This window comes from Mesorhizobium sp. M4A.F.Ca.ET.022.05.2.1 (assembly GCF_003998845.1).
In the GTDB taxonomy this organism is placed as follows: Bacteria; Pseudomonadota; Alphaproteobacteria; order Rhizobiales; family Rhizobiaceae; genus Mesorhizobium.
Map to the genome: position 1 here is coordinate 1 of NZ_RZOJ01000339.1, position 6,543 is coordinate 6,543.

Here is a 6,543-nt window from a genome sequence, read left to right on the forward strand (position 1 = left end):
TGAGTTTCGCGGGCGTCCGCTGGCGACGCCACGCAGCAATGCCATCCGTCCGACCACCGACCGCACCCGCGAGGCGGTGTTCAACGTGCTGGCGCACCGTTTTGCAGATAAGCTCGATGGCGCACGCGTGCTCGACCTCTTCGCCGGTACGGGCGCGCTCGGCCTCGAGGCGCTGTCGCGCGGCGCTTCCTATGGCGTCTTCATCGAGGAATCGGCCGAGGGACGCGGCCTGATCCGCAGCAATGTCGAGACGTTCGGGCTGACCGGCCGCACCAAGATTTTTCGGCGCGACGCCACCGCTCTGGGCGAGGCCGGCACGCTTGCCGCCTTCGGCCTCGTCTTCGCCGATCCACCTTACGGCAAGGGCCTGGGCGAGCGCGCCCTGCGCTCCGCGAGACAAGGCGGTTGGTTGCTGCCCGGCGCGCTCTGCGTGGTCGAGGAAGTGGCTTCCGCCCCGTTCGATGCCGGCGAGGGGTTCGCCGTGGTCGACGAGCGCGGCTACGGCGAAACGGTGATCCGGTTCATCAAGGCGGGGTGAGCGCCTCGAAAATGACGAACAATTCACTTTGCCTCGGCTGGCAACCTTGCCTATCGTCCCGCAATGAGAACCGGAGCCATCAATGACACCCCATACTGAATGGCTGCGGAGAGTCTTGCTCACCACTTCGCTGTTCCTGACCGACCCCGCACTCGCCGCCGATGACGGCAAGGTCACGGATTTCCTGCTCGACAACGGCATGGAGGTGGTGGTCATCCCCGACCATCGCGCGCCGATCGTCACCCATATGGTGTGGTACAAGATCGGCAGCGCCGACGAGCCGGCCGGCAAGTCCGGCATCGCGCATTTCTTCGAACACCTGATGTTCAAGGCGACGACCAACCACGCCGCCGGCGAGTTCGATCGCGCCGTCTCGGAGATCGGCGGCTCCAACAACGCCTTCACTTCCTACGACTACACAGCCTTCCACGAGACGGTGGCCCCGTCGGCGCTGGGCGAGATGATGGCCTTCGAGGCCGACCGCATGCGCAATCTCATCCTTACCGACGACGTCATCAAGACCGAACGCGACGTGATCCTTGAGGAACGCCGTTCGCGCATCGACAACAACCCGCAGGCGGTGCTGGACGAGGAAGTCGACGCCACGCTCTGGCAGAACCAGCCCTACCGCATCCCGGTCATCGGCTGGATGCAGGAGATGGAACAACTGAACCGCACCGACGCGATCGCCTTCTATGACAAGTATTACCGGCCGAACAACGCCGTGCTGGTGGTGGCCGGCGATGTCGAGCCCGACACGGTGAAGGCGCTGGCCGGGAAGACCTACGGCAAGGTCGCGCGCGGCCCGGACCTGCCGCCGCGCATTCGCCCGGTCGAGCCAGAGCAGAACACCAAACGGACGGTGACGCTGACGGACGCGCGCGTTTCCGTGCCGAGCTTCTCGACGCAGTGGGTGGTGCCGTCCTATCACACGGCCCAGCCAGGCGAGGCCGAGGCGCTCGACCTGCTGGCCGAGATCCTTGGCGGTGGCAACCGCAGCCGGCTCTACCAGCAGCTCGTGGTCAAGCAGGGCATTGCCGCGGAAGCCGGCGCCTTCTTCCAGGGCACCATGCTCGACGCCACCAACTTCACCGTCTACGCCGCGCCGCGCGGCGATGCCAGGCTCGCCGATGTCGAAGCGGCGGTCAACGCCGAGGTCGCCCGCATCGCCAGGGACGGCGTCACCGATGACGAGCTGGAAAAGGCCAAGCAGCGCTATGTCCGCTCGATGATCTTCGCCCGCGACAAGCAGGACGACATGGCCAACATGTACGGCGCGACGCTGGCCACGGGCGGCAATGTGCGCGACGTCCTGGAATGGCCGGACCGCATCCGCAAGGTCACCGCCGAGGAGGTCAAGACGGTCGCCGCTCGCTATCTTGTGCTCGATCATTCGACGACCGGCTATCTTCTGCCGCAGCAACAGGCGGGGAATTGATGATGACGCACCAGCACAGCCGCACGATGCCTTTTCCCCACCAGGCTCACCATTTTCCTTCAAGGAGAGACGGGAAATTGGCACGCGCCTTCGCCACCCTTTGCTTTACCTTGTTCTTCCTCGTCCTGCCGGCGCTTGCCGCCCGTGCCGCGATGAACATCCAGGAGGTGAAGTCTGAAAAGGGCATCACCGCCTGGCTGGTCGAGGATCATACGGTGCCGATCGTCGCCATCCGCTTCGTCTTCGACGGCGGCACGGCGCAGGACCCGGCTGGCAAGGAAGGGCTTGCCAACCTGATGACCGGCCTGTTCGACGAGGGCGCCGGCGACCTCGACAGCGACGCCTTCCAGGTGAAACTTGACGATGCCGGCGCCGAGATGAGCTTCGACGCGCAGCGCGATGGCACCTATGGCTCGATGCGCATGCTGTCGGAAGGGAAGGACGCCGCCTTCGACCTATTGATGCTTGCCGTCAACAGACCGCGCTTCGACCAGGCGCCGCTCGACCGCGTGCGCGCCCAGGTGCTGTCGGGCATCATCGCCAACGAGCGCGACCCGAACGCGATCGCCCAGCGCAAATGGCTAAGCGCGATCTATGGCGAGCATCCCTATTCGAGGCCCGATGAAGGCACCAGGCAGAGCATCGCCGCGATCACGCCGCAGGACCTCGGCGCTTTCCACAAGGCAAGTTTCGCCCGCGACGGCCTGCATGTCGCCGTGGTCGGCGACATCGACGCGGCAACCCTGAGGCGGAAGCTCGACCAGCTGTTTGGCGACCTGCCGCAGAAGCAGGCGCTCGCCCCGATCGCCGACACCCAGCCGAAGCTCGGCCAGCAGCTGGAAGTCGACTACGACCTGCCGCAGACCTCGCTGCAGTTCGCCTATCCCGGCGTGAAGCGCAGCGCACCGGATTTCTTCGCCGCCGTGCTGGTGAACGATATCCTCGGCGGCGGCACCTTCACCTCGCGCCTCTATGAAGAGGTGCGCGAAAAGCGCGGCCTTGCCTATGGCGTCGATTCCAACCTGGTCGACCACGAGCATTCCAACGCGTTGGTCATCACCACCGCGACTCGCTCGGACCGTGCCGCCGAGACGCTCGCATTGGTGCGCCAGGTGGTGAAGGGGATGGCGGAGCAGGGTCCGACCGAAGTCGAACTCGAGGCGGCCAAGAAATACATGATCGGCGCCTATGCCATCAACAATCTGGACTCTTCGGCTTCTATCGCCGCGACGCTGCTGGAACTGCAGCTCGACAATCTCGGCATCGACTATCTGCAGCGTCGCGCTGCCCTCATCAACGCGGTGACGATCGCCGACGTCAAGGCGGCGGCGAAGAAGCTTTTGTCGTCCGATCCCGCCATCATGGTCGTCGGTCCACCGCTAGGAAGCAAGGGATGAGGCCCGGGGCGGGGAAGATGGTGAGCAATGGCTAGCGGCGGTCCCACCTTCGGCGTTGCCTTCGGTGGCGGCGGCGCGCGCGGTCTCGCGCACATCCACGCAATAGAGGCACTGGACGAGCTCGGCATCAGGCCGGCGGCGATCGCCGGCTCCTCGATTGGCGCCATCATGGGCGCCGGCATGGCCTCCGGCATGACCGGGGCGGAGATCCACGCCTATGCCCGTTCTATCCTCGGCAGCCGCGCCGAGGTGGCCTCGCGCATGTGGCGGGCAAGACCGGGAACCATCGCCGAGGCTATGCAGAACGGCATCCGCGTCAGCCAATTCAATGTCGAGCGCATCCTGAAATCCTTCCTGCCCGACGCCATCCCGGAAACCTTCGCACAGCTGAAGATCCCGCTGAAAGTGACGGCGACCGACTATTTCGGCCACAAGCTCGCCGTCTTCGAGGACGGCGACCTGCATTCGGCATTGGCCGCTTCCGCCGCCATTCCGGCGGTGTTCCGTCCGGTGACGCGCGACGGCCGCGTACTGATCGACGGTGGCATCTACAACCCCGTGCCCTTTGACCTCATCGAAAAGGACGCCGACATTATCATCGCCATCGACGTCGTCGGCGCGCCGAGCGAGGCCGAGCGCCGGCACCCGACCACCGTCGATCTGATGTACGGCGCCACGCAGTTGATGATGCAGTCGATCATCGCCAACAAGCTGCGGCAGTGCCCGCCCGACATACTGATCCGCCCGAACGTGTCGAAGTACCGCGTGCTCGATTTCCTCAAGATCGACACACTGATGGCCGAGACGGTCGAGATCAAGGACCAGCTGAAGCGCGAGGTCGAGCGGGTGCTGGAGGGCAGGGCTGCCGTGAAGGGCAAGCGGGGCAAGAAGGCCGGGTGAGGGAAAGCTGCCGATCTCCCAAGTGGGTGAGGTGGCCATCATCGCCGTCCCCTGCGAAGCTGCATCAAGACTTCGCGGTTGCATATTCCAGCGCCACCACGCCGTTGCTGAACGGCGTTGCCGAAATCAGCTCGAGCGGCACTCGCCCGCCGGGCGCAAACAGCGGCTTGCCGTGGCCGACGACGCCGGGATAGCTGAGCAGGCGGATGCGGTCGACCAGGCCATGCCCCAGCAACTGCTTGGCGACGCCATTTGCCTTTGGTAAGGGCGCCGACTTTGGTGATCTTCGGCGCCGACGGCCGCTATGTTCCGGCCAGTGCCTTCGACGGCACGTTCCGCGAGGTCGACAACGTCTCTTCCGTGGTGGCGCTGCCTGGCGCCGGCCATTTCATCCACCACCAGGCGGCTGCCTTCGTCACGCAGCAGATCGAGGCCTGGGTGGCGCAGCCACCATCGATCTTCCGCCACCTAGCCTGCGGCCGGAGGTCGTCGACATATGCCGTTCGCTGGGCGATGATCGCGTCGGGCCTGACGCTTCGCACTGGTCGCCGATTCGGCGTTTCGGCCTGTCCCATTGTCGCTCAGACCGGTCCACGGCTCTTTAGACCTCGGATAGGTTTTGCCGGTATCTATCGGAGAAAAGGAGCCGGAAAGTCATGACCGATATCTGGCGCTCACTCCTCGCCAATCTTGCGCTGGTCTCCATCCTGGTGGTCGCCTGGGACCTTGTGGCGGATTTCACCGGGCGACTTTCGCGGCGGAGGCGGTCGCTGATTCTCGGCGTGGTCATGTGCGCCGGTGCGATCATTTCCATGGCGACGGCGCTCTCTGTCGCCGGCTTCATTGTCGATCTGCGCGCAGCCTTCATCGCCGCCGCCGCGTTCTTCGGCGGATGGCCTGCAATGATCATCGCCACCGCCGGTTCGATTGCCTATCGCATTCATCTCGGCGGGCAGGGCGCGAGCATCGGAATCGTGGGCATCCTCATCACGGCTGTCGTTGGCATTGCATGGCATCACATCGTCGCCACCCGAACGCGCACCATCTTCGACATTTTCGGCCTCGGCGTGTCGGTCGCTCTCGCCGGGCTGATCACGCTTCTGGTTATCCCACCCCAGGTCGTCGCCGGCATGGTGCAGCTGAGCACGTTCCCGTCCCTCGTTTTCCGCTTCCTCAGCACCATCATCATCAGCGTGCTGCTCGACCGCCAGGAGCGACGGCGCGAACTCGCAATGTCCAACATGATCTACCGGGCCATGGTTCGCGAGCTGCCGGATTGCCTCAACATAAAGGATGTCGACGGCCGCTTCATCGCGGCCAATCCGGCGACCGCCGAAATGGTGAGAGCCACTTCGGTCGAGAACCTTATCGGCAAGACGGATTTCGATTTCTATCCGAAGGATGTGGCTGAGCGCTTCCGGCAGGACGAGATGGGCGCGCTGGAGGCCGGGCAGACGCTGCGCATCGACCAGCCGGCGGTTTTCCCGGACGGCAGGCAGGGCTGGCTCTACACGCTGAAGGCGCCGTTCCGCGACGAGGCCGGCAAGATCACCGGCGTCATCACCTACAATCGCGACATCACGGAGCAGAAACGAAATGCCCAGCTCAAGAACGATTTCATCTCGACGGTCAGCCATGAATTGCGCACCCCGCTGACGTCAATCCGCGGTTCGCTTGGCCTGATCGCGGCCGGAGTGGCGGGCGAACTGCCGCCAAAGGCCGCCAACCTCATCAACATCGCCCACAACAACAGCGAGAGGCTGGTTCTTCTCATCAACGACATCCTCGACATGGAGAAGATCGAATCGGGCGTGATCGCCTTCAAGATCAGGCAGATGCCTGTTCGCCCCCTGCTGGAGCAGGCCATTGCCGCCAGTTCCAACTATAGGGCCGATGGCCGAATCCGCATCGTCCTGGTCGACGATGCCCCGCGCGCCGAGGCCAACATCGATGAGGATCGCCTGCATCAGGTGATGGCCAATCTCCTGTCGAATGCAATCAAGTTCTCCGACGCCGACGGCACCGTGACGGTGAAACTCGAGCGCCGCGATCGTGACATGCTGCGCATCTCGGTGATCGATCAGGGCGCTGGCATTCCCGAGGCATTCCGCAGCCGCATATTCGGCAAGTTCGAGCAGGCGGACGCGTCGAGCACCCGCAAGCAGGGCGGCACCGGTCTCGGCTTGAGCATCGTCAAGACCATCGTGGAAAAGCTGGGCGGCGCCGTTTCCTTCGAAACCGAGGAAGGCAAGGGAACCTCGTTCCACGTC

General features: G+C 64.4%; 7 protein-coding genes. 6 read left to right on the forward strand and 1 reads right to left on the reverse strand.

Annotation, left to right across the window (positions count from 1 at the left end; genetic code table 11):
- The 4 genes from rsmD to EN745_RS26780 all read left to right on the forward strand — a co-directional run.
- Positions 1-538: 16S rRNA (guanine(966)-N(2))-methyltransferase RsmD (gene rsmD / locus EN745_RS26765; RefSeq protein WP_127422644.1), on the forward strand; the 538-nt coding region annotated here is incomplete at its 5' end.
- A gap of 82 nt (positions 539-620) precedes the next feature.
- A complete protein-coding gene (locus EN745_RS26770; protein ID WP_127422645.1) occupies positions 621-1,976 on the forward strand; it encodes a pitrilysin family protein in 1,356 nt (451 codons plus the stop codon).
- A 26-nt stretch (positions 1,977-2,002) separates the two neighbouring features.
- Positions 2,003-3,373: a pitrilysin family protein gene (locus tag EN745_RS26775; protein WP_245487846.1), complete on the forward strand. Its 1,371-nt coding sequence runs from the start codon at positions 2,003-2,005 to the stop codon at positions 3,371-3,373.
- Between the two features lie 27 nt (positions 3,374-3,400).
- The gene (locus EN745_RS26780) at positions 3,401-4,273 is read left to right on the forward strand and encodes a patatin-like phospholipase family protein (RefSeq protein ID WP_126055114.1); all 873 of its coding nucleotides are present in this window, start codon (positions 3,401-3,403) and stop codon (positions 4,271-4,273) included.
- A gap of 64 nt (positions 4,274-4,337) precedes the next feature.
- Here the strand turns inward: EN745_RS26780 and EN745_RS26785 are convergent, their stop codons facing one another.
- Positions 4,338-4,508, reverse strand: coding sequence for a dihydrofolate reductase family protein (locus tag EN745_RS26785; protein WP_245455484.1), 171 nt, complete (start codon positions 4,506-4,508; stop codon positions 4,338-4,340).
- A gap of 17 nt (positions 4,509-4,525) precedes the next feature.
- Between EN745_RS26785 and EN745_RS26790 the strand changes: the two genes are divergently transcribed.
- Entirely contained in the window at positions 4,526-4,933 is a 408-nt protein-coding gene (locus tag EN745_RS26790; protein WP_127422647.1) for an alpha/beta hydrolase, read from the forward strand.
- On the forward strand, positions 4,930-6,543 hold a 1,614-nt coding region (locus EN745_RS26795), incomplete at its 3' end, for an ATP-binding protein (RefSeq protein WP_127422648.1). The genes EN745_RS26790 and EN745_RS26795, both read left to right, overlap by 4 nt.

Bases quoted from the DNA above. Each gene is read 5' to 3' on its own strand.
- EN745_RS26780 (WP_126055114.1), top strand. From the start codon at position 3,401: ATGGCTAGCGGCGGTCCCACCTTCGGCGTTGCCTTCGGTGGCGGCGGC.
- EN745_RS26770 (WP_127422645.1), top strand. From the start codon at position 621: ATGACACCCCATACTGAATGGCTGCGGAGAGTCTTGCTCACCACTTCG.
- EN745_RS26775 (WP_245487846.1), top strand. From the start codon at position 2,003: ATGCCTTTTCCCCACCAGGCTCACCATTTTCCTTCAAGGAGAGACGGG.